Source organism: Ktedonobacter sp. SOSP1-85, from assembly GCF_016587415.1.
Taxonomy (GTDB): Bacteria; Chloroflexota; Ktedonobacteria; order Ktedonobacterales; family Ktedonobacteraceae; genus Ktedonobacter.
On the sequence record NZ_BNJI01000001.1, the window covers coordinates 1,529,005 to 1,555,068 of the forward strand.

Annotated in this window: 21 protein-coding genes; 8 read left to right on the forward strand and 13 right to left on the reverse strand. The window is 54.5% G+C overall.

Going from position 1 to position 26,064, the window contains the following annotated elements; all coding sequences use genetic code 11:
* Nucleotides 1-80: 80 nt before the first annotated feature.
* The 4 genes from KTE_RS06560 to KTE_RS06575 form a co-directional block, all read right to left on the reverse strand.
* A complete protein-coding gene (locus KTE_RS06560; RefSeq protein ID WP_201379682.1) occupies nucleotides 81-2,003 on the reverse strand; it encodes a hybrid sensor histidine kinase/response regulator in 1,923 nt (640 codons plus the stop codon).
* A 406-nt stretch (nucleotides 2,004-2,409) separates the two neighbouring features.
* Entirely contained in the window at nucleotides 2,410-3,333 is a 924-nt protein-coding gene (locus KTE_RS06565) for a DUF1501 domain-containing protein (RefSeq protein ID WP_201379684.1), read from the reverse strand.
* Nucleotides 3,334-3,356: 23 nt separating this feature from the next.
* Nucleotides 3,357-3,671 (reverse strand): hypothetical protein, encoded by a 315-nt coding sequence (locus KTE_RS06570; RefSeq protein WP_201379686.1) that lies wholly within the window; start codon nucleotides 3,669-3,671, stop codon nucleotides 3,357-3,359.
* 107 nt (nucleotides 3,672-3,778) lie between these two features.
* On the reverse strand, nucleotides 3,779-5,356 hold the full coding sequence (locus KTE_RS06575) for a DUF1800 domain-containing protein (RefSeq protein ID WP_201379688.1): 1,578 nt from the start codon (nucleotides 5,354-5,356) through the stop codon (nucleotides 3,779-3,781).
* Nucleotides 5,357-6,059: 703 nt separating this feature from the next.
* Between KTE_RS06575 and KTE_RS06580 the strand changes: the two genes are divergently transcribed.
* Entirely contained in the window at nucleotides 6,060-7,811 is a 1,752-nt protein-coding gene (locus tag KTE_RS06580; protein ID WP_201379690.1) for a hypothetical protein, read from the forward strand.
* Between the two features lie 68 nt (nucleotides 7,812-7,879).
* Here the strand turns inward: KTE_RS06580 and KTE_RS06585 are convergent, their stop codons facing one another.
* The 8 genes from KTE_RS06585 to KTE_RS06620 all read right to left on the reverse strand — a co-directional run bounded on the left by KTE_RS06585 (nucleotide 7,880) and on the right by KTE_RS06620 (nucleotide 15,999).
* Nucleotides 7,880-8,287, reverse strand: coding sequence for a response regulator transcription factor (locus KTE_RS06585; RefSeq protein WP_201379692.1), 408 nt, complete (start codon nucleotides 8,285-8,287; stop codon nucleotides 7,880-7,882).
* A 61-nt stretch (nucleotides 8,288-8,348) separates the two neighbouring features.
* Nucleotides 8,349-9,161 carry an alpha/beta fold hydrolase gene (locus tag KTE_RS06590; RefSeq protein ID WP_201379694.1) on the reverse strand — a complete coding sequence of 271 codons (813 nt, stop codon included), beginning with the start codon at nucleotides 9,159-9,161 and terminating at the stop codon, nucleotides 8,349-8,351.
* Nucleotides 9,162-9,167: 6 nt separating this feature from the next.
* Entirely contained in the window at nucleotides 9,168-10,046 is an 879-nt protein-coding gene (lipA, locus tag KTE_RS06595) for a lipoyl synthase (RefSeq protein WP_201371406.1), read from the reverse strand.
* 202 nt (nucleotides 10,047-10,248) lie between these two features.
* The gene (locus tag KTE_RS06600) at nucleotides 10,249-11,595 is read right to left on the reverse strand and encodes a dihydrolipoamide acetyltransferase family protein (RefSeq protein WP_201379696.1); all 1,347 of its coding nucleotides are present in this window, start codon (nucleotides 11,593-11,595) and stop codon (nucleotides 10,249-10,251) included.
* A gap of 153 nt (nucleotides 11,596-11,748) precedes the next feature.
* Nucleotides 11,749-12,738, reverse strand: a complete 990-nt coding sequence (locus tag KTE_RS06605; RefSeq protein ID WP_201379698.1) for an alpha-ketoacid dehydrogenase subunit beta — start codon at nucleotides 12,736-12,738, stop codon at nucleotides 11,749-11,751.
* The gene (locus KTE_RS06610; protein WP_201379700.1) at nucleotides 12,735-13,832 is read right to left on the reverse strand and encodes a thiamine pyrophosphate-dependent dehydrogenase E1 component subunit alpha; all 1,098 of its coding nucleotides are present in this window, start codon (nucleotides 13,830-13,832) and stop codon (nucleotides 12,735-12,737) included. Before KTE_RS06610 ends, KTE_RS06605 begins: the two co-directional genes overlap by 4 nt.
* A 263-nt stretch (nucleotides 13,833-14,095) precedes the next feature.
* On the reverse strand, nucleotides 14,096-14,974 hold the full coding sequence (locus KTE_RS06615) for a PrsW family intramembrane metalloprotease (protein ID WP_236600308.1): 879 nt from the start codon (nucleotides 14,972-14,974) through the stop codon (nucleotides 14,096-14,098).
* Nucleotides 14,975-14,985: 11 nt separating this feature from the next.
* Nucleotides 14,986-15,999 (reverse strand): FHA domain-containing protein, encoded by a 1,014-nt coding sequence (locus KTE_RS06620; RefSeq protein ID WP_201379702.1) that lies wholly within the window; start codon nucleotides 15,997-15,999, stop codon nucleotides 14,986-14,988.
* Between the two features lie 280 nt (nucleotides 16,000-16,279).
* Between KTE_RS06620 and KTE_RS06625 the strand changes: the two genes are divergently transcribed.
* Nucleotides 16,280-17,875 carry an HD domain-containing protein gene (locus tag KTE_RS06625; RefSeq protein WP_201379704.1) on the forward strand — a complete coding sequence of 532 codons (1,596 nt, stop codon included), beginning with the start codon at nucleotides 16,280-16,282 and terminating at the stop codon, nucleotides 17,873-17,875.
* A 127-nt stretch (nucleotides 17,876-18,002) separates the two neighbouring features.
* On the opposite strand, the gene KTE_RS06630 is transcribed toward KTE_RS06625, so the two are convergent.
* Nucleotides 18,003-19,232 (reverse strand): mannosyltransferase family protein, encoded by a 1,230-nt coding sequence (locus KTE_RS06630; RefSeq protein WP_201379706.1) that lies wholly within the window; start codon nucleotides 19,230-19,232, stop codon nucleotides 18,003-18,005.
* Between the two features lie 418 nt (nucleotides 19,233-19,650).
* Here KTE_RS06630 and KTE_RS06635 point away from each other — a divergent pair, with 418 nt between their 5' ends.
* The 6 genes from KTE_RS06635 (at nucleotide 19,651) to KTE_RS06660 (ending at nucleotide 25,977) form a co-directional block, all read left to right on the forward strand.
* Entirely contained in the window at nucleotides 19,651-20,550 is a 900-nt protein-coding gene (locus KTE_RS06635; protein WP_201379708.1) for an NAD(+)/NADH kinase, read from the forward strand.
* Nucleotides 20,540-22,492 (forward strand): DNA repair protein RecN, encoded by a 1,953-nt coding sequence (gene recN / locus KTE_RS06640; RefSeq protein ID WP_201379710.1) that lies wholly within the window; start codon nucleotides 20,540-20,542, stop codon nucleotides 22,490-22,492. The genes KTE_RS06635 and recN overlap by 11 nt, the downstream gene beginning before the upstream one ends.
* Before the next feature lie 17 nt (nucleotides 22,493-22,509).
* A complete protein-coding gene (locus KTE_RS06645; protein ID WP_201379713.1) occupies nucleotides 22,510-23,142 on the forward strand; it encodes an NUDIX hydrolase in 633 nt (210 codons plus the stop codon).
* A gap of 159 nt (nucleotides 23,143-23,301) precedes the next feature.
* Complete coding sequence (locus tag KTE_RS06650) at nucleotides 23,302-23,502, forward strand: hypothetical protein (protein ID WP_007906339.1); 201 nt, start codon at nucleotides 23,302-23,304, stop codon at nucleotides 23,500-23,502.
* Nucleotides 23,503-23,681: 179 nt separating this feature from the next.
* Nucleotides 23,682-24,152 (forward strand): GNAT family N-acetyltransferase, encoded by a 471-nt coding sequence (locus tag KTE_RS06655; protein WP_201379714.1) that lies wholly within the window; start codon nucleotides 23,682-23,684, stop codon nucleotides 24,150-24,152.
* Between the two features lie 292 nt (nucleotides 24,153-24,444).
* Nucleotides 24,445-25,977 (forward strand): hypothetical protein, encoded by a 1,533-nt coding sequence (locus KTE_RS06660; RefSeq protein ID WP_201379715.1) that lies wholly within the window; start codon nucleotides 24,445-24,447, stop codon nucleotides 25,975-25,977.
* The last annotated feature ends 87 nt before the right edge of the window (nucleotides 25,978-26,064 follow it).

Here is a 26,064-nt window from a genome sequence, read left to right on the forward strand (position 1 = left end):
CCAGTGGCTGCCAATCCGCGTACCAATGAACCACACTAAAAAATGCGGGCCTGACAGAGGCAATGTCGTTGCTGGAGCGGTCACTGAACCAGGATCTCACGGACCTTGGCAGCTAGGTCATCCAGGTCAAAGGGCTTCTGTAAGAAGACAAAGCCTTTGTCAAGCACAAAGTTCTGGCTGATCTGGTTGGCATGATAGCCACTCACAAACAAGAAATGTGTCTCGGCACTCATGGCGTGAATACGATCATAGATTTCTTTCCCCTTCATCTTGGGAGTGACCAGGTCGGAGATCACCAGGGCAATGGAGTCCTTGTGCTTCTCAAAGAGCCGCAAGCCCTCCACTCCGTCGCGCGCACTCATGACCGTATACCCATAATCCCCTAGCGCCTCCTCCATCAAATAGCGCAAGTCAGGATCATCTTCGACGACCAGAATGGTCTCGTCACCACCACGTACCTCCTGAGCATCTTCACTCGCGTCCTGTAGGTAAGGCAAGGGGAGTGTGTGCATGACATCAACAGCGGGGAGATAGATATTAAAGGTCGTGCCTTTCCCCACCTGGCTATCAACTGAGATGTAGCCATTATGCTGGCCTACAATCCCATGCACCATCGAGAGACCTAGCCCCGTCCCTTTCCCGACCTCTTTTGTGGTAAAGAAGGGTTCAAAGATGCGACTACGCGTCTGCTCATCCATACCTATGCCCGTATCCTGCACCGTCAAAAGCACATAGGTCTCAGCTGGCATCTCGCCGTGGCTGATACGCTGCGCCTCTTCGTGACCCACATTGCGCGTGCGAATAGTTAACCTGCCCCCTTCAGCCATAGCGTCACGTGCGTTAATACATAAGTTCATGACAACCTGCTCAATCTGGGCGTAGTCGACATGAACGGTATGCAGTTCCGGATCAGGGACAAACATGATATCAATATGGTCGGCCAAAATCTTGCCGAGAAACTCCAGCAGATTCTTCACAACTTTATTGAGATCAACATCCGTTGGCTCAAGCACCTGGCGGCGCGAGAAGGCCAGCAGTTGCTGAGTCATTTTCGCCGCGCCTGTCGCAATTTCATGGATATGGGCCAGGTTATTATAAAGGGGATGGCTGGTCGAAATACGCGAAAGCCCACGACGGGAATAGCCAAGGATACCACCTAACATGTTGTTGAAATCGTGTGCGATGCCGCTCACTAACAAGCCAACGCTCTCCAGTTTTTGGGCTTGCTGTAACTGACCAGCCAGGCGATGCTGTTCAGTGTTATCAAAAAAGTAGCCAGTAAACTCTTTAAGCTTGCCCTGTGTATCAAAGGAACCAACGACATTCGCCACGATATAGACCGGGCTACCATCTCGACGCAACAGTTCTAACTCACTATACTCCAGGCGTTTCTCCTGGCTCAGTTGCTGCACAAAACTGGCATACTTTTCAGGTCCGCCATAGAGCGTGCTCAAGTTCGCCTCAAGCGCCTGCTCCACGGAAGCAAAGCCAAAGATGCGGGCAAAGGCAGGATTGCAGGTTAGTAGTTTTCCCTCAGGCGTGACCGCAAAGACGCCAGTTAGTCCTTGCTCAAAAATCTCGCGATAGCGCTCTTCGGAGCGTTGTAACTGGGAGATGGCTTCTTCATATTGCTTGCGCAGACGCGTCTTTTCCAGGCTCTCACGTACGGCAATGGGAAGCCGGTCCAGGTGCTTTTTGAGAACATAGTTATTTACTCCAGCGCGCAACGCCTCAACCGCCACCTCTTCACTACCTGTTCCCGTAAACATCACCACGGGCACGTCAGGGTAAAGCGCCTTGACTCGTTCAAAGATCTGTAATCCGTTTGCCCAGTTCAGTTGATAATCAGTTAAAATAAAATCAGCCGGAGCCTGGGCCAAAACGGCCTCCAATTCGGTCGGTCGCCCCACCTGAGTAAACTCGGCATCTTGAAACTCTTTTTGCAGCTGCCGAATAATCAGCTCGCGATCCGCTGCATTATCGTCAATAATGAGAAACCTCACAGATCAACTCCAAGCAATGTACCAACTCGCTCAAAAAAATACTTTTCATGTCTATGCCAATACGCAAAGCACTCTTCGCTGTAACTCTCTTGTACATGGAAAACAACTCAACCACACCCCTTAGACATTACACTTTTCTTAACTACTTTTCGTTTCAGAGCCAGGCCCCTGGCTGTGATGTAGAAGAAGGATTGATGGGAGAAAGCACATCCTAAACGCCCTGGCGAAAACTAATTTCGATATCTTGCGGAGAGCTGTAGTGAGAGCAAATTCTGGAGGGTAGGAAGAAATATCCCCTGCTTAAGAATCTTCGCGCCTGCGGCACTCGGGATAAGGGAGTGTGTGCACACACTCCCTTATCCCGAGTGCTCGCGTAGCAAGGCAGGCAGACAGGTACCAGAGGAGATTAGAGAGATGGTAAGAAGCTCTGGTTGCCAAAGGCGCCGCCCAGGACATCTTTGGACGAGGCCCCCAGCCAGCGATCCAGGACGGTCGCGTACACAGAACGAAAATCCACGGTATACTTTAGGTTGCCAGCATCATCCAGGCTGGACAGGCTGGGCGGCTCGCCATAGATGCCCCTGTTCACCGCGTTTCCGAGAATAAAGAGGGGGGCCGCGGTACCATGATCGGTGCCCTGGCTGCCATTCTCTTCGACGCGGCGTCCAAACTCTGACCAGGTCATCACGACAACGTCATCCGCCCGACCATGCGCCTGCAAGTCGCTATAAAATGCGGAGAGTCCCTCTGCCAGCGTTTTCATCAGTTGAGCATGAGTTGTTTGCTGATTGGCATGCGTGTCAAAGCCGCCAAGCGTAACATAGCCCACACGCAGACCCAGGTTCTGCACAATCGCTTCAGCCAGGACCTGCAAGCCCGCACTGAACGGCCCTTGAGGATAAGTCGCCAGCGCGTGATACTGAGTGGCTGCCTCATGTATCTGTTTGCTTCCCTCCTGGGCATTCAGAGCGGTCGCCTCCAGAAGCGCGGCATAGGGAGAAGACTTGGGATAAGTGGAGTAGAGCTTCATCAAGGTTTGCAGCCGACTACTGCCGCCATCGCTATCCACCGGATCGGGGGTAACACGATAGTTATTGACTGTATTAAAGGTAGGAACCTGGGCGTTGATTGACTGGAGCGCCTGAGCGGTCTGGGTCCCCACGTTCAGCGCCTGAAAGGGGTGCCCATCCTTATCGACCCAGCCACTCACAAGCTTGCCTAACCAGCCGTCACGACCATTACCATTCAGGTCAAGGGTCTGCCATATGTCCATAGCCTGAAAATGCGAGAGGCTGGAATTAGGATAGCCTACCCCCTCAATGACCGCCATATGCCCACTATCCCAGAGCTTTTTCAAGGGGCTAATTCAGGATGCAGCCCCAGGCGCCCATCCAGGTTCAAGACTTGCTCGCCAGGAATGGCCAGCGTAGGCCGAAGCTGATGATAAGCACCATCGGTATAGGGGATGACCGTATTTAAGCCATCATTGCCGCCCGCCATCTGCACGACAATCAATGTTTTTGTGCCTGCTTGCTGCGAGAAGCGCGCTCCAGGGAGCGCGAGTTCCTTGGCGGAGGCGACACCTCGACTAAAAATGCCTGGCATGACCATGCCAGCAGAGACGACCAGCAGGCCATCTCGCACCATTGCACGCCGCGATAACTTCATGCTATTCTCCTGGCTTTCTCTCATGGTTTGCTTTCTAAGTGAGGAAAGGGAAATTTTGTGGGAACACCCCACACCCCGGCAGGAGGGAAACCCTCCTGCACCTCCCTTTAGTTCAACTGGTATTCTGGCAGGGTCATGAGCAGGTAGAGTGTTCCCCGGACACGATTGAGTGGGTAACTCGTCCCATTGCCAAACTTCACGCTTGCCCCACGGCTCGTATCCCCGGTGGTCAGGTAATCTACCAGGACGGCTTTCCGCTCCGCGGGCAGGTTGCCATCGAGGAGAAAGTTGGCAAAGTACGTCACAAACTGCTCTGGGGAGCTTATCTTCTGACTATCCACGATATGCTGAAAATCTAAGGGTTGCTGTTGGCCCTGCAAGACTCGCTTCTTCGCCCCCTCCTGCCCCTGCAAGAACGCATTGATATAATTCAGACGGGTCATCCAGGTTCCACTATTGAGCCAGGCTGTACTCACCTTGTCACCGGGCCAGCCCGCGACGTTGGGCGGATTGAAGATCTCCTGGCCCATGTTGAGCGTGATCGCGGGCAGCGCCTTCCCCGTTCCCTGCATTTCCAGCGCCCGATAGGCTCCAATAGTAAACTCAACAGGCGATTTCAGGCGACTGCGATACGCCTGGGCAGAGGAGAACTGGGGCGAGTGCAAGAGTGCCTTCATCACAGCCCCCATATTATGTTTGCTCTGGTTGTAGGCATCGACCAGGGGTTGCAGGTCGTCCTTGCTGGGATTTTCATAGACGAAGAAGGTAAAGAGCTTGCGACAGATGAACCAGGGCAATGCCGGATGATTCGCCAAAATGTCCACAATATTTTTATAGTCCAGCTTGCCGGTATGCCCCAGAAACGTCGTTTGCAGGTTGGTATGCGCGCTGGGGACATACGTTGACTTGAGGGGATCTTGTTTGCTCAGGCGCCAGCCCGTCAGGGCCGCGGCACCATTAAAGACATCCTGCTGCGAATAGTTGCCCAGACCCAGGGTGAAAAGCTCCATCAGTTCGCGAGCATAGTTCTCATTGGGGTGCTGGCTGGTACTTTTATTAAGATCAAGGTAAAACTGCATCGCCGGGTCGGCCGTGATGCCCAGCAGAATGTTATCATAGGTATCAAAGGCATGCTCACGCAGAAATTTATTCTGCACGATCATGCGCTCATACCCTCTGGCTCCTCCCACCTTCCGGTAGCTACTGACCAGGACCCCGTGCCAGAAAAGCGTCATTTTCTCGAGCAATGGTCGCTGGGTCCACGCCATGCGCATCAGCCACCACTGCTGCATCTCAGCGGGTTTGCTCATATCCAGTTGAAGCCGCGAGAGGTGCTGCTCAGTCGCCTCCTCCGAGACCTGCTGATAGTTAAGCAAGCGATCAATTGCGCCTTCAAAACCGAGTCCAGCATAGCTCTGAATTTCACTGGCACTGGCTCCAAAGCCAGCCTTGCGCAGGAGATGCCCAATCTTGATGTCTCCACCTATGGCTCCCTGCTGCCCATGACTCTCCTGCCACCAGCGCTCTAACGCCACACCACCCGCACCAACCGCTCCAATTCCTACTAAACTCGCGGCCCCCAGTCCTAGAGCCTTGCGCCGCGACATGCCTCGAGTGCTGGAAGGCGATGCCCCCTGGCTCTCGCTTCGCCTATCCGGCTGCATTGGCTGTTCATACAAGTCCATGATAGGAAAAACCTCCTAAGCCTGCTCCTCCTAGGAGCTCGCTGCCTTTCTACTTCCCTGAAGATGAGTCTGCGAGTAGCTCTTTTCTCTCTCCCGTCTCAGGTTTTGTCACTGTGATAAGAGCCTATTCGTTGTATCGTTTGTCGACCTGATTCTACCAGAGAGAATTCAAGAAAAGCTCAAGAGGCCTTATAGCTTTTCGCAAGATCATGCTTACTACTTCTCCGAAAACCCTGAGCGCGAAGCGTTAGACACGCCAGTGAAGGCTTGCCGTGCCACCTTTAGGTGGCCCCCGAATGGGGATGGGTTTCGGAATAAGATCTAGTGCTCTGTCAATTTTCATTTAAAAGATATTCATGCCGCCTGCGGCGGCAGGGGTGAGAGACGCAGAGGGGCTGGCGCCCCTCTGCACTCCCCGCTTTCCTATTCAGTGGCAGGGGTGAGAGACGCAGAGGGGCTGGCGCCCCTCTGCACTCCCCGCTTTCCTATTCAGTAGCAGGGGTGAGAGACGCAGAGGGGCTGACGCCCCTCTGCACTCCCCGCTTTCCTATTCAGTAGCAGGGGTGAGAGACGCAGAGGGGCTGACGCCCCTCTGCACTCCCCGCTTTCCTATTCAATTGAGCTTGAACACACCACCTACCAGCAATGATTTGCACACAGCGTTAACTAGAGTTATTGCGCTTTTTATAAAAAACGGAGTGTAATGTTGAAAACGGATCGTCGAGTAGAGCGACACACTGTAGCTGAAGCGCTGCCTGCTAGCCCCATCTCACCTGAACAAACGCCCTTGCACACCTCGCGCCCTATGCACTTGCGCGCACATGCCTTACTACCTGCAATGCTGGCGTGTTTTCTCTTGCTCAGTGGCGCGTTCTCGCTCCAGGGCTTGATGTTCTTCTCCTCTCTCCTGGGCGATCTCTTTCCCTGGACTATCCAGCTCTCGCACCTGCTCTTTCCGGGGCAAGCACTCAACCCCCGCCTATTTCATCACAATCTCCCTACCCCCAGCGTGCTCACAAGCTGGACACACACCTTGCTTGTCGCTGCGCTCTTTCTCCTGATCGGAGGACTCTACCTGCTTGCCCTGCGCATCCTCCCACAAAGGACACGTTTGCGGGTTGTGTTTGTCGGGGCTCTCCTCCTGGGTCTGATCTGGGCCTTTATGCCCATTGTGACCTCGGCCGACCTCTTCTCTTACATTGCCTATGCGCGCATGGGCGTTATCTATCATCTCAATCCGCTGATACAGACGCCGCACGCGATCTGGCATGATCCTGTATACATCAATATCTACTGGACCGATCAGCCCTCGGTGTATGGTCCAGTCTACACGGGTTTGACCTATACACTCCAATTGCTCTGTGGAATGCTCTTTGGGGCGCAAAATGTGGCAGTTATGGTGCTGGCGTTGCGTCTACTCGACCTCGCCACACACCTGGGCTCCACCTGGCTCATCTGGTCCATCGGAGGCTACTTGCAAGGAAGCAAGCAATCGCCACGGCAAAGAATGCTGGCGACGCTGGCATTTGCCTGGAATCCGCTCCTACTCTTTGAGGCCTGCGTCAATGCCCACAACGATACCCTGGTACTTTTCTTTATTTTGCTGGCACTCTGGTTTCTCGTGCGTACAGGCCAGCCAACATGGCGCACCCATCTCCTGGTCGCACTCAACCTCTCCCTGGCCACCTGTATTAAGGTAAATGTGGGCATCTTGCTGCCCGGCTATCTCTGTTATCTTCTGGCCTGTACCCCAGAGGGTACGCTCTGGCAGCGCCTACGCCAGCCCCTCCTCGTGCTCCTGGGCACTGCGCTGCCAATGGTGCTGCTCTACGCCCCCTTCTGGGATAATGGTCAGATCCTCACCCTACTCAAAGTCAATCCTGGGACCTACCGCGCCATCAATACCGTACCCGAACTTCTGACACATATCATTAATAGTCTCTTTCTCCCCTCCGCGCCAGAAAATGGCTCGTTGACCGAGTTCATCATGCGCGATCTCAGCCTGCTGCTCTTCTTTCTGAGCTTCGCCTTTATCTGCTGGCACGCCCTGCGTTCGGCAACCGCGCCCAGAACGCCGCTCGCCCTCATACGTTGGATGGCTCTTGCCTGGTTGCTCTACATGGGACTGGGATCGCCCTGGTACTGGCCCTGGTACGCGATTACCTTCTTCGGCCTCTTCGCACTAGTCGAGAGCGCGACAAGCGCCAAAGAGTGGCAGGAACTCGCCACGCGCATCCCATTCTTGCCTGCGATTAATATCCCGGTGGCGGTCCATATCCTGGGGATTACGATGGCTAGCACCTACTGCTTCTTTGCCTGGCCAGCAGTGACAACCTTTCTGCCCTTCCTGCCAGGCTTCCGCGTCGCCTTCCTGCGCTCCATCTGGACCTGGATAGTCCCTCTCCTTCTGGGATGCAAGGCCTGGATTCGTCAGCGTCTGCGGCGCTTCGCATAGTGTTATTTATAGTGTAAAGAGGGTGGTGATGGCAGCCTGACAAGGCCAGACCGCCATCACCACCCTCTTTACACTATAAGCAATCGCACGGCGTCCAGGAGATCGCGGACATGAAACGGTTTGACGATGACGCGTTCAACGCCCAGGCTGGAAGCCTCGGGACTCTGCCTGGCCGCGGTAATCACGATGACGCCTGGAAGTGGTTGAGGACTCTCCCACTGTTGGCGTAAGCAGGCAAGGAAGGCCTGCCCATCCATCCCTGGCATCGCGAGATCCAGCAAAATGACCGCTGGATAGCGCCCCTCACGCGAGATGCACTGTATCCAGTTGAGCGCCTCCTGGCCCTCAGCAGCCTCAGCTGGTTCGTAGCCATCCATTTCCAGCGCCCAGGAGACCATATCTCGAATAGCAGGGTTATCATCGACCACCAGAACCAGCGGCTGACATCCCTGTTCATGCTGTTGTGGCTGCATCATAGCTTGTCCTACCTACGAGACTGCTGCTAAGCACGCCTGCTTGCTTTTCAAGACAAACGCGCTATTCCGTTGTGGGAAACTTTGTGAGCAGGAAATGTCGAAGCTCCTGCAAGAAGGTCTCAGGCTGTTCGAGGTTAGAGAGATGACCCGCATCTTCAATCACAACCAGGCGCGCGCCTGGAATACGCGCCGCATACTCGCGAGCGACCTCTGGCGGGGTAAGGCGGTCCTGTGCCCCCACCAGGACCAGGGCTGGGCAATGGATCGCGCCAAGTAACATGGTCGCGTCTTCACGTTTCGCCATGCCACGTGAGATCGCGGCGATACCTACGGGAGTTGCCGCCAGAATCATCTGGCGTACACGCGCCTCCACTTCGGGAGCGTGCTGCCGTGTCGTTGCTGCCAGCAGGTTGGGAAGTTGGAGATCGGCAATCGCCTCCGTCCCCTCGGTCAGAGCCAACTGCGCCATACGTTCGCGGTTGGCTCTCCCCTCCTCATTATCAGCTCCGGGACGCGTGTCGGCCAGAATCAGGCCCTTGACCCGCTGAGGGTACTTGCGTAAGAATGCGAATGCCACATAGCCGCCAAGCGAGAGACCACACAGAATTGCGTCCTGCATCCCCAGTGCGTCCATCAAACCAGCAACATCATTGGCGAGATCTTCCATCGTCACGGCCTCGCGCCCCTGGCTCTCGCTCTCGCCCAGGCCACGCCAATCCAGCGCGACAAGGCGAAAGCGTTGCTCACCCAGCAGGGCCAGCATCTGCCCCTCCCACATCCGCCGATTGAGGGGAAAGGCATGCAGGAAGATGATGGGATAACCGATGCCATGGTCATCATAGGCGATCTCGGCATTGCGTATCCTTACTTTCATCCAAGTTTACTCCTCTTTTGTCGCGCCCTCCGCCTGCTCATGAGCATGGTATGAGCTACGCACAAAGGGACCAGACTCCACATGTCTGAAGCCCATCTTCTTCCCCTCAGCCTTGAGCGCTGCAAACTCCTCAAGCGGGACATAGCGCTGGATCGGCAGATGCTGGAACGATGGGCGTAGATACTGACCAATAGTCAGGATATCGACGTCGTGCTCGCGCATATCGCGCATCACCTGCAAAATCTCGTCTGTGGTCTCGCCCAGCCCAAGCATAAAACCGGACTTGGTAGGAGCCGCTGGGTTCATCTCTTTGGCCCATTTCAGCACCTGTAGAGAGCGCTCGTACACGGCCTGCGGGCGCACACGCTTGTACAACCTTGGAATAGTTTCTACATTATGGTTAAACACATCTGGCTTCGCGTCTATAACCACCTTTAGTGCATCATATATTCCCTTAAAGTCGGGTGTCAAGACCTCTACTTTACACTCGGGATTTAGGCGACGAATCCAGCGGATCGTGGCCGCGAAGACTCCCGCCCCCCCGTCTTTCAGCTCATCACGGTTCACCGATGTGACGACGGCATGCCGCAGCCCCATGTGCTGCGCAGCCTCAGCGACACGTTTAGGCTCTTCCCAGTCCATCCCCATCGGACGGCCTGTCTCGACGGCACAGAAACCACAGCTCCGGGTACAGACCCGACCGAGAATCATAAACGTGGCGGTCTTATGCCCCCAACACTCACCGATATTGGGGCAGCGCGCCTCCTCACAGACCGTGTGCAGCGACTGCCCACGCATCAAGTCCTTCAACTCATCGTAATTTTTGCCACTGGGGGGACGCACCCGCAACCACTCGGGACGCCGCTGAGGGATTATTGTTGTCATGCCTAGTTATTCCTTATTTTTCGGGTTCTGGATAGGTGATGTAGTGCAGTGGCCGCGTACGCAAGTAGCGGCCACTGCACTACATCACCTGGCTGGGCGAGCGCCGCAGGTGCGAGGGGTCCAGCCCAGAACGTGTACATGGCGTTAGCTAACAAAACACATACTAATACTAGCACACCCTGCACAGTGTACGTCAATTATTCTAGTAGACGTCTATCTCGCGGCCATAGCTCTCAAGACGCGTCTTGACTGTCTTCAAGAAGCCACCAGACTCCAGGCCATCGAGCAGGCGATGATCAAAGGAGAGGCAGAGATACATCATGTAGCGAATGGCGATGGCGTCATCTTCCGTCACCACCGGGCGCTTCACCACAGCATTCATGGCCAGAATGCCGGCATGCGGCTGGTTAATGATCGGAATAGAGATGACTGTGCCAAAGACGCCCGTATTGTTGACGACAAAGGTACTTCCTTGCATATCCTGCAACGTCAGCTTGTTATTGCGCGCGCGCTGGGCCAGGGCATTTACCTGCTTCGCCAGGCCTGCCAGCGTGTACTGGTCCGCGTCATAAATGGTGGGGACGACCAGGCCGGTCTCGGTTCCGACCGCCACACCCATGTTGATGCGCCTCTTGATGAGGATCTTGTTGTCCTCGGACCAGGAAGAGTTCATAACCGGGTACTTCCGGATGCCCTCACAGACCGCCTTGATCACGAAGGGAACATAACTCATGGCATAGCCCTCGCGGCGCTTGAAGTCCTCTTTGTTCTTCTCCAGCCACTTCGCGATCCCGGTCATATCAACCTCGACCATAGCCGTGGCATGGGGCGAGGTGCGCTTGCTCCGCACCATGTGCTCAGCAGTTGCCAGGCGAATACGGCTGGGCGTAATTACCTGTACATCGTCGCCTGCTGGGATTTCGATTGGTGCTGAGGTGACAGCGGTAGAGGCAGGCTGAGGCTCGGGAGTCCTGGGGGCAGCTACGGCCTGCTGAGCAGTCGAGCGCTGTTCCAGGTAAGCCAGGATATCTTCTTTGCGCACGCGCCCATTGATACCCGTGCCCTGAATGGCATTAAGATCAAGGCCATGCTCACGCGCCAGGCGACGAGCCAGGGGCGAAATGCGCTGGCGCTCTTCCTCGCCATTCTTCTCAGTGACAGGGGCCGAGGCCACGGCCTGTGTGCCAGCGGTGCGCGCCTCGCGCTGCTCCATAACTGGAGTTTCCAGTTGTTCGCGCTTCTGCACAGGAGCGGCATCGGGACCTGGAGCGGCAGAGGGAGCCTGGGGAGACGTTTCTGCGGGTATATCTGCGCTTTCTTCAATCAAGACAATATCAGTTCCAACGGGCACCGTCTCATCGACCTGCACCAGGAGTTTGACGATCTTGCCCGCGACAGGTGAAGGCAGCTCCGCATTGATCTTATCGGTAACCACCTCGGCGATAGACTCGTCGCGCTCAACATAGTCGCCGATATTCTTGAGCCAGGCTCCAATCGTCCCCTCAGCCACTGATTCGCCCAGGCGAGGCATCTTAACTGGCGTTGCCATAGTCTTGTACTCCTTATATATCTCCTCCTCAGACCTCGACCATCCAGGCCCAGGGTCTAAGTAGCAGTATGTCATCGTCAATTACTACTTATCCGAAAGCCCTGAGCGCGAAGCGCTAGTCACGCCAGTGACGTTGGGTTTCGGAATAAGATCTTAGTATGCGGCCAGCTTGCGTGCTGCCGCGAGAATCTTCTCGGCATTGGGTAGATATGCGTTCTCCAGCGGAGGAGCATAGGGGAAAGGCACGTCGGGAGCCGCTACCCGCGTAATCGGACCATCAAGATACTCAAACAACTCTTCCGCCAGCATAGCCGCCAGCTCAGCCCCAATACCACCCGAGAGCATATCCTCATGCACAATCAGCACCTTATTGGTACGCTTCACCGAAGCCTTGATGGTCTCGCGGTCCAGCGGGACCAGGCTGCGCAGATCCACCACTTCCACCTCAAGGTCATCTTCCTGCTCCAGTACTTGAGCCGCCCGTAAGCATTGATGTACCATGGCGCCGTACGTCAGGATGGTCATATCCGCGCCCTGGCGACGCACAATGGCCTCTCCAAGCGGCACGATATAATCCTCTTCCGGCACCTCGTCGCGCAAATCGGGTAGGCGATAGAGAAGCTTATGCTCCAGGTAGAGCACGGGATTATTGTCACGAATGGCCGCCTTGAGCAGGCCCTTCGCATCATAAGTTGTTGAGGGATAGACTACCTTGATGCCCGGCGTATGAAAGAACCAGGCCTCGGGGGTCGAGGAATGAAATGGACCACCCCTGGTGCCGCCACCAGCCGGGCCACGAATAACCATCGGCGTCGGCACGCCCGTGCGCCAGTACATCTTGCTCGCCATATTGACGATCTGGTCAAAACCACAGGTAATAAAGTCAATGAACTGCATCTCGGCGATGGGACGCATACCCATCAGTGATGCTCCCACAGCCGATCCAATAATAGCAGACTCCGCCATAGGTGTATCGATCACCCGCTCCGCGCCAAACTCTTCTTGCAAGCCCGCGCTGACCTTGAAGGCGCCACCGTAGGTACCCACGTCCTCGCCTAGCAAGAAAACGGCCTCATCTCGCCGCATTTCTTCGCGCATTGCCTCGCCAATGGCTTCCAAATAGGTTATTTTCTTCGCGCTCATCGTCGACCAATGGCCTCCTCTTCCTGGCTTACCGTAGTAAAGGACTCACCTGTACGCCGATCCAGGGCGTTGATATAGCGAGGATTGTCCGCCCCTGGCTCACCCACAATCGCAATAGGACCATCGGGCGCAAACACATAGTCCGTGACCGTCGCTACGTCTGGCTCGGGACTCTGCTCCGCATAGCGAACCGCATCATCACATATCTCGCGGATGCGGGCCTCCATCTGGGCTTTCTTCCTGGCCGTCAAGAGTCTTTCTTGCTCCAGATAGGCCTCAAAGCGGGTAATAGGGTCTTTTTTGAGCCACTCCTCGCGCAGTTCTTTCGGTACATAGTCGGCTTTATCCGCCTCTGAATGCCCGCGCACGCGGAAGGTCTTGCACTCTACAATAGCAGGGCCGTTACCCGCACGAGCATGCTCGCCCGCACGCGAGACGGCTTCGATGACTGCCAGGACATCATTTCCATCCACAGTCTCGCCCGGAATATTATACGCTTTGGCGCGCTCAGAGAGCTGCTGCACATTAAATTGCTTGTAACCAGGGGTCGAGTAGGCATAGCCATTATTCTCAATGACCAGCACCAGGGGTAACTTCTGCACCGAGGCCATATTGAGCGCTTCGTGAAATGGACCTGTATTGGTCGCGCCATCTCCACATGAGGCCAGGACAATGCTCTCACGCTTACGCATCTTCATCGTCAACGCCACGCCACACGCCACGGGAAGCGACTCGCCAAGCATACTGATCATAGGCACAATGCCATGATGCATATCTCCAATATGCAGCTGCCCATCGCGTCCCAGCGATGGAGAGTTGCCACGCGCTAACCACTGGCACATGACCGCGCGTGGAGAGGTACCTCGAACTAGATGCATCCCCAGATCTCGGTGCTGCGGAACAATGCAGTCGCCATCGCGCAGCGTCATCGCTGCCCCGACAGTTGTCGCCTCATGCCCCTGCGCGGTGTAGACACCACCCACAACACGCCCCTGCAAGAACAGAGTGCGGGTGCGCTCTTCCATCGCGCGCGTCAGGCGCATGAGATAAAAGATCTGAAGCAGGTCAACATTAGCCTGCTGCGTTTCATGCATGTTTTAACTCCTCTAGTTGGGCTGACAGCCTGAAACTATCAGGTTCACTGTATTTTCGCGTGCCGACTTGATAAAGTCAAGGGATTATTTATATGGTACCCCAAACCCTGCTCTATTGGCGAAGGCAGAGGAGTTTTCGCGCCTGCGGCGCTCAGAGTAAGAGGGTATACGTCAAAAACGGCTTTGCCGTTTTTGACGTATACCCTCTTACTCTAGTGGCTCGCCTAACAAGCCGAGGTAGATCCTAGAGGAGATTTAGGAGACTATGTACCAGTCTGCTCCAATTCCTGGCGCAGGCGATGTATACGCTGGCGATAGACATCTTCGGGCTGTACATCCCCTGGCTTGGGTTCATCTCCCATGCTCACATGCCACTTACGAAAGGCCAGGCCGATCTCCGTCTGGTAGAGCGCTCTTACACGCAACCACTGCTTCAATCCACGTTTTCTTAAGACTTTGCGCTCCGCCTTCGCCCGCTGAAACGAACTCTGAAGCAGAGCATACTCATCTACACGTATGACACCACTACTGACCTCGGACGCCAGGAATTCACGCACGACGGTCGCTTCATGTGCCAGTGATTTTACCAGGATATAGAGCAGAGTCAGTTGCGTCACAAAGGGAGGGATATAGTTGCCCAGGATGGCGACCCACCAGACCGTTAAAGCGATCGCGTTATTGGGCAAATTGGTTACCAGCGCGCCCGCGTAGAAAATCACGAAGTCATAGACGCTATGCAACAATACCGCGAGCAGGAAGCCCCCGGCTGGCACCAGCCACTGCTGCCAGCGCACTCGTGTATGCCGCACATAGCCTAGCGCGACACCTATGCACACCGTAAAGGTTGGATGCGTTAGCCAGCCCAGGACAATGCGCGCCACGATCAGGTAGGGCAGCGATCCCTTGGAGACATTGGTGGCAAAGTAGAGAAAGTTCTCAGTCAGGGCGAAGCCCGCCCCGATCAAGGCCCCGTAGACAAAGCCATCGGTCACATTATCAAACTCGTCCCGCAGCATATAAAAGAGCAAGACCAGGCCCAGGCCTTTTAAGGCTTCCTCGGTAATACCGGGATTGAGTCCCTGTAAAAGCGAGCGTAGCAGCGTGCTCGTTTGCGGCCCCAGGCTACTAATCCAGGCATCCACCAGGCCTTCGCTCAGTTGTGCCAGGGGAATGGCAATAATCCCCCCCAGAGAAAGGCCGCCAGGCGTAAGAACCAGGGTTCGCGCTCATAGCGATCAATTACATTGACCAGCCAGATCACGATACCCGCAGGAATTAAGGGTATAAACAGGGTTAGTAGGAGGCTGGAGACGCCATGCTGAAGCACGGTCACACCAAAGAAGGTATTAAAAAGCAGGATAATTACCGCGCCCATGGCGAGTAGGGAAATACCCAGTGTCCCCAGGAGCCAACGCAGTTTGTTGCCCCGCCGACCACCGAAGGCGAATTGCATCGTCACACCACCAAAGAGAGACTCCTGCTCCTCCCATTCAGTCGTCAGGTTCTCCTCCGCCTCCAGGGGCACGCTCCCCACTGGAGACGCTGGCATGCCCATACTCTGTGCTCCGCTACCAGGCAGCTTTGTTGGCGAAGGTGCAAGCATGTACGGGGTCGACTCAGGTGCCGTTATCAATGGCGTGGGAGCAGAGAGTATGTCATTGAACATAGCATCTGGAAGCGGCGTCACGGCGCTCTCGCTCGTCAACTTCAGTTGGCGCTCCTTCTGTTGTGAAGCCAGGAGATCTTGATGTAGCGATGAGAGTTGTGTTGTGGGGATCTCATCAGCGGGGTCAGAAACTTTTTGCGGCGCAATTAATTGCAGCGTTGTATGCCCCAGGATAAGCATATCCTGCGACTGCAAGGATAGACTCCCTCCAGCTGGCACTGCTCGCCCGTTGACGCATACTGTGTTACGCATCGTCAGGTTAAAAATACGCCAGCCCTGTTCAGTCACTACTAACCGAGCATGCTCCCTCGAGACAGTCGGATCCATCAATAAAATATCATTGCTCAGCGCTCGCCCGATGGAGGTCTCTCGATTCGTCAATACATAGACGAATCGCTCACCTGCCAGCCATTCAGTTGGCGTCAGCTCAGCATCTTCAAATGCCGCATTGGCGGGCAATTGCACACGCACAACACGCAGCACGCCATAGGTCTCTTTCATGCTACGTTTCTGGTTCCCAACACTATGCCATCTATCCTTAAAATTTTCGTACTTTAGTGGTTCTATTGAACTCTATTATACCAGCTTTCAGCGGGACAGTAACTGTACCACATCTTCAACCAGGGCACATCCGGCTCTCGTCTCGGGGGTAATGGGTGTGTGTCTGGAAAACGGCAGAGCCATTTTCCAGACACACACCCATTACTCTTGAGCGCCGCAGGCGCGAAAGCGTATGTCAGGAGCAGAGCACTGCAAAGGCATGAAGAAAAGAGCATACCTCTTGACAACGATACTGGATCGTTCGACAATGAGCACGCAGAGAGAACTGCGACTAAAAGATGAAAGCAGAAGAGAATCGAATTTGGACGCGCAGGCACATACATATCTACAACACACAACAACTTTTTTTCTGGAGCGGAATATTCCTGCTTATCTCGTGGGAGGATCCGTTCGTGATCTCCTCCTCGCTCAACCGTGTCATGATTGGGACATCGCGCTCCCAGGCGATACAGTCACCATTGCGCGTCAGCTAGCAAATATGCTGGGTGGAGCCTTCGCCCACATGAACGATAAGGCATGCCGGATTACGATCCCTTCGCCTACCGGGCCAGACATCGTTTTTGACCTCTCGCCCTGGCGTGGAGAGACGATTGAGGAGGACCTTCACGCCCGCGACTTTACTATCAACGCCATGGCGCTCGCTCTCCCCGGGCTGCTCGCCTCGCTTGAGTTTGGGACTCAACTAGAGTTGGTCGACCCACTCTATGGGCATATAGATCTCCAAAACAGGACGCTACGTGTGGCGAGTGAGCAGAGCTTCCGCCAGGACCCCTTGCGCATGCTACGCGCGATGCGTTTCCTCGTTCACTATCAACTGCGTCTTGATCCCTATACCGCGACCCTGCTCAAGCGGGAGGTCTCGCTCCTGCCCCAGGTTGCTAGAGCGCGCGTTCATGAAGAACTCTACGCCCTTTTACGCTTTCCCAACACGACTGATCACCTGCGTTTACTGGATCAGTATGGACTCTTCACCATGCTCTTTCCTGAGTTTATCCAGGCGCGTGGCATGCCCCAGCCATCCCTCCACCACTGGGATGTGTTTGAGCATTCTCTGGAGACGCCACGCTACCTACAACTGCTCGATGAGCTCTTACATGCCAGCCCGACAGAACTACGCGCCTCACCCCTCACCTTTGATGGGCATGATGATCTGGTTGAGCTACAAGTCCTGCTCCAGGAGGCAGAGCAACAGGGTGTCTTCCAACTGGCAAGCCTTTCGCAGCCTGTCACCAGGCTCGCCGCGTTACTTCATGACGTGGGAAAAACTGTCACCTATACCGTTGATGAACACGGCAATATCCACTTCTATCATCATCCCCAGGCAGGTGTGCCACTAACACAGAATATCATGCAGCGCCTGGATGGCAGTACCGCTGACCGTCGCCTGGTTCAGCTTGTCGCCGCTCACCATATGCGTCCGGGGCAGCTCAGCCATAGCGACGTAACGCCTCGCGCCATTCGCCGCTACTTTGTAGATCTGGGACCAATCGGCATCCAGGTTGCACTCGTCGCCCTGGCAGACCACCTGGCAATGCGCGGGCCTCTTCCGCTCACCGAGGCCTGGCGCCAGCACCTGGCGGCTGTGCGCTTGCTCTGCGAACGCTATATCCGTCAACGCGAGAGTATTCTTCCTCCGCGCATGCTACAAGCCGATGAACTGATGCGCCGCCTGGATCTGAAACCAGGCCCCATCATCGGTAAACTCCTTGAGGCCCTGGCCGAGGCCCAGGCTGACGGCATCGTCCGTTCCAGGCAGGATGCACTCTGGTTTGCCAGCGAGAAATTACAGGAACTCAAAAACGGGGGTATGGAGTAGGAAAATTGTAGGGTCCAAGCTTGCTTGGACTTCTGCTCACCAGCTAATTGCTTCCTACAGCGAAAGAGTCCAAGCAAGCTTGGACCCTACGCCTCCTTAATGATTTAGCACCTGCTCCTCGTGGAATCTAGAGGACCCAGTGGCCAGTTAAAAACTGGGTAAGCAGGAAGAAGAGCACTGCCCCTGACCCCATCAGATACAGGTAGTTCACATACTTGTTTCGCCCTAGAGTTGCCAGAAGTACAAAAGCTGGAAAGAGTTCAATGACATAACGAGACATTGACTCAAGCGCATAGCGCTCATCTGTTTTTGTCACCAGGTGGAAAAAGAGCCAGAGTACCAGCCCATAGAGAACATAAGAGAGATAAGCGCGCGGCAAACGCCAGGGGCCAACTAAACATAATATTAACAGGCCCAGAATCAACAGGTCACAGCCCAGGTCGATCAGGTTGCGCAACGATTGGAAACTCAAGAAACCACTGCTTCGTTTCACCGCCAGGGCCGAGTCAAGAAGACCCATCCACGGAAACGTGAGCTGACGATTCCAATGGGCTTGAGCATGCGAGAAGGCCAGCGGATCGCCAAAGCGTAGATAGCAATAGGCTGCAAAAAGTCCTGTTCCCAGCGGAACCAGTCCCATACTCAACACCGCTGGCTGGAGAAGGCGCTTAAGCGCGAACTGGCGCTGGCGCGCATATTCATAGGCGAAGGGAACAAGCAGAAAGACTCCTGCGGAGCGCGTCAAGCTAGCAAAGAAGCCAAAAAGTCCTGCCAGCCACCAGTGACCTCGCCGCATGTTATAAAAACAGGAAAGCGCTAAAGCGAGAAAGAGCGCATCGGTATAGCCAGCAGCCAGGAAGAAGGCCGTTGGAAATACCACCAGGTACAATATTGCTCGCTCGGCACGCTCCTGATCAAAGTCCTCTTTCACTAGCCGATAAAAGACCACCAGCAATACCAGGAAGGCAATATTCGAGATACACATCGAGGCGATCAAAGGATTATCATGTGTGAGCGGCGTAAGCGCTGCAATGAGCATGGGCTGCAAAGGAAAAAAGGCGGTACGCCAGGATTCTGTATAGCCATTTTGCGCTAGATAGATAAAGTGACCAGTATCCCAGTGGCGCCATTCTCTCCAGAGTGTCGCCAGAGGCATATTGGACCAGGCAAAATCATTGACCTGAAACAATATCGCCAGGCAGGAAACAATGAAAAATGCCACGTGTATTCCCAGGTAGAGGGGAAGAACAGCCAGTGTAGCCTTACCCCACTTGCGCCATCCCTGCTCCTTGCTACTTGCCTCCTCCTTTTTTACGACCTCACGTTTCTCAGCAATCTCTGCATGCTCTGCCAGCATTTCCTTTTCCTTCTCTCGAGAAGCATAGCGCAGCACCAGAATGCGCATCTGCGTCTGAATTCGCCCGTATAGAGGGGGTTAACCGGGTTCTTTAGATTATTGTATCGAAGCATTCAAGTCTGCTTGTTTTTCAATGGCAAAACGCCCGGCGAGAAGGCATTGTAACAGACCACATCCATTTGGTCATGTGTGTACCTCAGCATTTATGCTTTTGGTAAAACCCACCCGTTCAATCGCTCATTGGAGAAGCTTTCTTTTGGAAAGGAAGATAGAACATTTTTACTATCCATGTGCTTTTCCCCCCCTTCTCGCATTGACAAAACGCCCTTCATGGCGTACCATTAGGTAGCACTACAGTGGCTTTTCATAGTCAGGGCGGCACCTTGTGTTCGCCCTCTCTTGCCGCTTGGAGATGGTTTTGAAGACTATTGCGATTTTATACCAGGGACGCAAGCAGGATACCAGAAGCTTTGCTTCCCAACTTGTACCAAACTTACGCCAGCAAGGTTATGAAGTCCGCTCCATCGATATTCGCACGGAGGGGGATGAGCAGCCCGACTCAAAACTGGAAGGGTGTGATCTCGCGCTCGTTTTAGGTGGCGATGGCACGCTTGTCCATGCTGCCCGTATTTGCTCATTTGCCGACTTACCCATTGTTGGTATCAACTTCGGACGCGTTGGCTTTTTGAGTGAACTTGAACCCGACGAGCTTCCCACACATTTACACTATTATCTTGAGCGCGACTCATCAGTCTGGGTAGATGAACGCACAATGCTCCAGGCAGTGCTCACGCAAGATGGACAAAGCGAGGAATTTCTCGCGCTAAACGATATCGTTATCGCTCGTGGGACCTGGCCACGCGTCGTTCGCGTCCAGGTCTGGGTCGACGATAACTACTATAACACCACAACCGCTGATGGGATGATTCTCTGCACAGCCACTGGCTCAACTGCCTATAATATGGCTGTTGGAGGTCCGCTCTTGCATCCACAGGTGCAGAGTACGGTGCTCTCGCCAATCGCACCACACCTGAACGCGAATCGCTCACTCATCTTACAACCAGAGGCCCACGTTAAACTACGCATCTCTACCGGGACTCAGGATGGTGTCTTCTCGGCTGATGGTCAGCGCAACCGGGAGGTGAAGGATGGCGCGATTGTTACCGTCAAGAAGAGTCCACGCGTGACCAGGTTCCTGCGTCGGCGGCCACCGACCTCTTTCTATCAGATCATCAACGATAAGCTGAAAAATGATAGTACGCAAGAAATTGAGCATTCTGGCAAGGAAGAAGCTGTAGAACATCATCATGCTACTTGAGCTAAACATTAAAGATTTCGCGATTATCGACAGCTTACACTTACGCCTCAACCGCCAATTTAACGTTTTTACTGGCGAAACGGGCGCGGGTAAATCTATCATTATCGACGCCGTAAACGCCCTGCTGGGCGGCAAAATCGGTGCCGAGTTTGTGCGCGCGGGTTGCGACCGGGCGACGGTTGAAGGCATCTTCTCTATCGATGCGCTTCCTCCCGTCGTGGTTGAGGGCATCGAGGTCCTTGCTCCCGTGGGGGCGGATACACCCGCTAACTTGTTGGAGGCTATCGAGGAAGCCGAGAGTCGCCGTAAACAGCGCGCCGCCGATACCGAAAGCGCTGATGCCCAGGTCGCCCTGGCCTCTCTCTTACACGAGTTTGATATCGATCCTGAAGATGGGCAACTGATCCTCTCACGCGATATTTTCCGCTCAGGGCGCACCGTGGCCCGTATTAATGGCCGCGCTCTCTCACAGCATGTCCTGCAACAGGTTGCCAGCTGGCTGGTCGATATCCATGGGCAGAGCGAGCATATGACGCTGCTGCGCCCAGAGCAACACATCAACTTCCTGGATCGCTACGCCGAATTGCTTCCCCTCCGTGATCAACTCAGCAGTAAGGTCGCGGAATGGCGCAACGCACGCAAAACGCTGCAATCCCTACAGCAGAATGAGCGCGACCAGGAGCGCCGGGCCGAGTTCCTGCGTTTTGAGATCGAGGAGATCGACAGGGCAGAGCTACGCGTCGGCGAAATTGAGGAACTCGAAGAAGAACGTAAAGTCTTGAGCAATGCCGAGCGCCTGCGCGAACTGTGCTCGCTCATCTACGAAGCATTGCAGGGTTCGGATCTGGGAGACAGTGGTTATAGCCCCGCCCTCGACCTCCTGCGTGGCGCGCAACGCGACCTGAGCGAGTTAAGCCGCCTGGATTCAAGCATGGATGAGCTGAATGAGTCCCTGGCCGAGGCCATTTATCAGCTTGAAGATGTCGCGACCTCGGTCAGCAGCTACCAGTCAGATATCGAGGATAACCCCTCACGCCTGATCGAGATTGAGGAGCGGCTCGATCTGATCGCCAAACTAAAGCGCAAATATGGCGCCAGTATTGAAGAGATTCTACAGCGCGCCTCCGACGACCGGGCGGAGCTGGATACTATCGTCAATCGCGACGAGATGATTCAGAAACTCCAGCAGCAAGATAGCGTCTTTCGCAAGGCGATTGGCGAAATTGCCGATACCCTCTCGCGTCGCAGACGAGAGGCCGCGACTCACCTGGCAACCGCTATGGAAGAGCAATTAAACGACCTGAACATGCGTCGCGCGCGCTTCCAGGTCGAGATTCTCCAGGTGCCCGATGAAAATGGCATTCCCTCAACAGTCAATGGGGAACCACTTCAACACTACGCCTGCGATAACACTGGCATTGACCATGTGCAGTTCTTGATCGCCCCCAACCCTGGTGAACCATTCAAACCCCTCACCAAAATTGCCTCGGGCGGTGAAACCTCGCGCTTGATGCTCGCGCTCAAAACCATTCTTGCAGGCGCCGATGCAACTCCTACGCTTATTTTCGACGAGATCGACTCTGGTATCAGTGGACGTAGCGGCCAGGTCGTGGGCGAGAAGCTCTGGCAGTTGACCCTCAATCACCAGGTTATCTGCATCACGCACCTACCCCAGATCGCGGCCTTCGCCGATACCCATTATAACGTCAATAAACAGATTATCGACAATCGAACCATGACCATCGTCAATGAGCTACGCCCAGAACAACGTATGCGCGAGATTTCGCATATTATGGGCGGCAATGTGACAGAGTTCTCGCTAAAAAGCGCGGAGGAGATGCTGGCACGCTCCGATCTCTGGAAAGAGAACTGGAAGCGCAACCTGCGTCAGAGCCGCCATAATCATAACCCAGCTAATCACTATAATCAACCCATCGTCTAGGATCTAGGAGTCTTGACATGCTTTCGTCTCTTCCCCGCGAGCAGCAGGATGAAATCGCACGCCTGGCTGAGCGTTACGGCACACCAGCACTACATAATGCGGCCCTCTATACTGGCGACGATTATGAACCACTCAATAAGCCAGATCGCTATGGTGAGGTCTGTATGGTCGTTCGCCGCAAACAAAGCGGTCGCCTGTTGACGATGAAGAAAGCCTTCTATCCACCTGCAACCTTTCGTCTGCTCACTGGTGGCATTCATCATGGTGAGTCGATCTACGATGCACTAGTACGCGAGACCCATGAGGAAACGGGTCTCGAAGTGACTATTACACAGTTCCTGGCCATTGTTGCCTACCAGACGGAGAACGCCAGAAAGACTCCCTCATTCTATACCTTCGCCTTCCTTCTGGATGAGGTTAACGGGACCCTGGGCGCCATCGATGAAGACGAGGCAGTTGAGTCCTTCCGCGAGATTCAACCCGCAGAGCTTCCTCAACTGGCAGAGCACCTGGAGCACCTGACCCATACCGAGCAACGCCCCCATCAGAACCTGGGCGACTGGAGCGAGTGGGGACGCTTCCGCGCCGTCATCCATCGCGTCGTGTGGGACAAGCTACAAAGCCAGAGTAATACCAGAGCAAGCAAGTGAGCACAAGCCACATAGTACTCCTGGAGCAGGGACAATCTCGACAGGCTATGCTATAATAGGCACTGACAAATAAACGGGGTAGCAATAACATACCCTGGGCGCGTGTAGATACACAGCTCCATTCATCTATCCACCCCTACCACACTAAGGACCTGTCTGATGAGTAAGAAATTCATGAGCACTCTGTTGCTCTTCGCCGTATTTATTGGCTTCATGTACTGGGGCATATCGCTGCTAGTCTCAACCATTAACTCACCGAAGATGGATGGCGAATATATCGTGTATTCGATCCTTCTGCTTGTCTGCGCCGGGTACGCCTTGATCTCCCTGCTCTTACTTCCACGGAAGAAAATGCGCTAACCTTACATAGCTACTGACTTCGCACGGTTTTCTGTCGATAGTGAAATACGAACCAGCATGCCAGGATGCCTCAGGGCATCCTTCTGGCAGGGGGTCTCCTTTTTTAGGGATAATGGCCCTTCTGGCGCTTCGCTTACCTCTCGCCCAATCCAGATTAGAAAAGAATGTAGGATCTGCCGATGATCGATGAACGGATTAGCACTACGCCCATCGCTATTCGCCTCGCGACGCCCGCGGATATTGAACAAATTGATCACCTCGACAGTTTTAGCGCCTCGCCCACGCGCTCGATTCATCGCGAGATCGAGAAGTACTTTGGTTCTGTTGACCCCTCAACGCATGAATACACCCTGATCTTCCTGGCCGAAATCGCTGGTAATGTCTGCGGGAAGGCAGAACTGATGCTTCCTCCCACTGAAGCACCTCAGCAGATTGGCTATGTCAAGCGCGTCATTGTCCATCCCGACTATCGCGGTCGCGGCATCTCCAAACCGCTCATGCGCTACCTGATTGGCTATGCACACGAAGAACGCCACCTCACCGCCATTGATCTGCTGGTGTGGGAGAATAACGTTCCCGCCATTCAGCTCTATGAGGAGCTTGGCTTTAGCCTGCAACATCGCGAACTCTACTATCGGTTGCACCTGTAGAGAGCCTCGATCAACCTATGTCAGCGTACTTTTTTGTTCATTTGCTTGACCAGTTGTGACATATTCGCATTTCACTTCGTTGTAAGACATGGACCGAGAAAGGAACCATGCAAAGCTGTCTCACCACAGACCAGCATTCCTCCTAACCAGCACATACCCTGTGTTGAGCCTCGGTTACTCTGATGGAGGTGCTAGACGCTTTATCCTTTTGGGATGACAACGATGCTATCGTTTTTCTCCTTTGCCAAAGGAGGTCCTGTCTCCCCCTCAGCCAACGGATAAAGCCGCTTATATGTCACAACGAGCTGTTTTTGCACAGACTACTCAACCGGTCGAGAAGACATTTCAACAATTACTCCACGATAAGGTCGGGCACCTGCTGCAAACCTTCTTTGTGGCGGAGATCACGCCGGAGAATTATCACCTTTTCGATCTGCAACGACGCGCCCTCTGGATCGGGGTCGCCATTTTCTTACAAACACTCAATGAAATCGACCACGACTGGTATATCCCCTATCTGATGCCAGTGGGTTCGCTTATTCCCTTCGTGCTTATCCTTGGGAGCTTTGTCGCGATGTGGATGGCGCTTCGGCCCGCTTCACAGCCACGCCCAAAGTCCGCTATCAAGCGACCTCCAACGCGCTGGCAAAAGCTTATGCTTCTCGCCCTACTCATTCTCACAGTAATAGGCGCGGTTGAGCTTGGACGGGGCCTGATCATGAGCGTCCTGCCGCCTCAATTCTCCAATGATGGCACTTCGCTTGATACCAATGCCGCGATGCTGCTGCTGGAGGGGCGCAATCCCTATACCGACTCCAATATGCTGGATATTTATCGCAACCAGAACTTTACGCTTGAACCCAACTGGACCACGCCCTTGCGCCAGGGACAGTTCGCCAACCGCTATGACTATCCCTCCATCGCCGAATTTCGTAGCGCCCTCGATACTGCGCTCAAGGCTGGCGAGGCTCCCGAGTTCGAATCTAAGGTCAGCTATCCCGCCCTCTCCTTCCTGACCCTGCTGCCCTTCGCCCTGTTTAAAAACTATAATGTCCTGCCACTCTACCTGGCAAGCTATCTTTTCCTGGTCGCCATCGCCTGGAAGGCATCACGTCCAGAGATTCGCCCATGGGTTCTCCTGCTGGGCATTGCCAATGTGCCCATGTGGAGCTCCACGGTCGGAGGCAATCTCGATGTCCTTTGTACGCTCTTCGTCGTGATTGCCTGGCTGCTACGCGAGCGACGCTGGAGCACAGCGCTCTTCTTTGGCCTGGCCCTGGCAAGCAAGCAAACTGCCTGGTTTATCGCGCCCTTCTACTTTGTCATGCTCTGGCGTCTCTATGGCTTTAAAGAGGCAGTCTATCGCTGCATGCTGGCGAGTATGTTCATGCTTCTCATCAATATGCCATTTATTCTCTGGAACCCTCATGCCTGGCTCGCGGGTGTCCTAGCGCCCATGGCAGATCCCATGTTCCCCATGGGAGTTGGCCTCGTTGGCTTAAGTGTGACGCACCTGCTACCGTTCTTGCCAACCAGCGTGTATACGCTGTTGGAGGGCGTGACAATGCTCGCCATGCTCTACGTCTACTGGCGTATCTGCCGCAAGCGCCCCGAGGCCGCATTCTTGCTAGCGATTATCCCGCTGTTCTTCGCCTGGCGCAGTCTGCCATCCTACTTCTATTGTGCAGCCCTGCCCATGTTCGTCTTGATCAGCTCGCGGTTGACGCCGCTATCTGGTCAAGCCCTGGCATCGGCCTTCTCTACGATGGTTCAGCGCAACAAGGTCGGCATGGCCTCGTCATTGAACGCGCCCCTTTCTATGTAAAAGAGAAGACAAACGCACAGGTTTTCCATCAGAGACAAGAAGAGTGCTCCTGGCAAAAGCACTCTTCTTTTTGTTGTTCCGCTCGAC